General features: G+C 32.4%; 1 protein-coding gene. It reads right to left on the bottom strand.

The genetic code is table 11. The features are described 5' to 3' along the window. Window positions 1-160 precede the first annotated feature (160 nt). Window positions 161-1186, bottom strand: a 1026-nt coding sequence (locus KHW44_RS09840; protein WP_304068960.1) for a penicillin-binding transpeptidase domain-containing protein, incomplete at its 5' end; no start/stop codon positions are given.

The raw sequence follows: 1186 nt of genomic DNA, 5'->3' as shown, positions 1-1186 counted from the left end.
TTTTTCTAAGCCTAATTTTTAGGCTTATTTAACGTGCCATAAATTTCAAGATAAATTATTTTTTATTTTCTCTTGACATTTGATAGCTGGTCTTAAATAATGAACACAAATTATGTCCAATTTTATACCTCATAAGTATTTATTATACCACACGAAAAAATTATTCTTCAGTATTTTTCTCTTGTTCAGTAAAAATTTTAATGTAAGATTTTGGATCCATCAATTTGTTTTCTTCAGGATCAGTTTTTACTACTTTACCTTTTTTACCATTTTTGATTTCGATATTTTTAATACCGTATTTTTCTAAAGTATCTACAGCATCTTCAACTGTGAATCCTACTATTTCAGGAATTCTAATCATTGAGTCCTCAACACTTCCTGTTGTAAGTTCAATTATATCTCCCTTATTCACTTTAGAATATGCAGCTGTTTCTTGAGATTTTACAATTGAATTTGAATTCGAATTTGAATTTGTAACCTTAGACTTTAATCCCAACGAATTTAATTTATCAACCGCTAACTTCAATGTAAGCCCTTCTAATTCTGGAACAGTAACCTTATCTGAATCGTCAGCATCCAGTCTAGTTTTATTTATTCTCTTATACTCGATAATTCTAGAAAAAATCTTTCCTGCAGAAGGTGCGCATACAGCACTTCCGCCGTTTTTTCTTTGAGGCTCATCTACAACGATTAGAACTGTGTATTCTGGGTGATCTGTTGGAAAAGATCCAAAAAATGATGCAGTTGTTTTACTGTCAGTGTATTTGCCGTCTTCGATTTTTATACTTGTTCCCGTTTTACCACCGATTCCAAATCCTTGAATTGCAGCTTTTTTACCACTTCCGTCATCAACAACTCCCTGCAACATTTTATTAATTTGCTTTGAAGATTGTGCTGAAATAATTTGTCTTTTTACTTTTGGTTGAACTTTTTCTATCTTTTTTGTATCCTTTGAAACAAATTCCTTTGCAACATGTGGTCCTATCAACATTCCACCGTTTACTATTGAGTTTAAAGCAGTTATCATTTGAATCGGCGTTGCTGAAATACCGTGACCATAAGAAAGCGTAGCAAGTCTTGCTGCGTCGATGTCTTTAACGCTCTTTGGAGCTATTCCCAATTCTTCAGCCGGTAAATCAATATCTGTTTTTTGATTAAAACCAAATCCATTTACGTATTTTTGCAT

The organism is Finegoldia magna, from assembly GCF_018371055.1.
GTDB classification, from domain to species: Bacteria; Bacillota; Clostridia; order Tissierellales; family Peptoniphilaceae; genus Finegoldia; species Finegoldia magna_I.
The sequence above is the reverse complement of the archived record's forward strand: the minus strand, read 5'-3'. Positions and strand labels throughout refer to the sequence as shown.